1 pseudogene is annotated in these 291 nt (G+C 45.7%); it reads left to right on the top strand.

Annotated features, from left to right (window positions below):
• A pseudogene (locus AB4585_RS24275) lies at nt 1-291 on the top strand (hypothetical protein); the annotation flags it as partial.

The following is a 291-nucleotide window of genomic DNA, read 5'->3' as shown; positions in this document are numbered from 1 at the left end:
TAACCTTTGCACTACTGTATTGACCTTAATCTGGTGCGGATTTACCTATCATTGGGGTATCTGGTCAATCATGCTGAGTATCGGGATCGCACAGTTAATTCGTGCGCTCATCCTTTATAAGCTTTCACAGCGCCACCATGCTCTTCCATATCGTAGCTTGAGATTGATCTTGTACCCGTTGATTACGCTTGCTGGACTAGCCGTTATTCAGTTGGGCTCAAACATTCAAGGTATTGGCTCGCTCGTTTGTTCAGCCCTGCTATTACTTGCGACCTACACAATTGTGCTACC

Source organism: Vibrio sp. 10N.222.49.C9 (genome assembly GCF_041474985.1).
Lineage (GTDB): Bacteria > Pseudomonadota > Gammaproteobacteria > Enterobacterales > Vibrionaceae > Vibrio > Vibrio crassostreae_C.
Note: the sequence above shows the minus strand (reverse complement) of the source record. Positions and strands in the feature narration are given on the sequence as shown.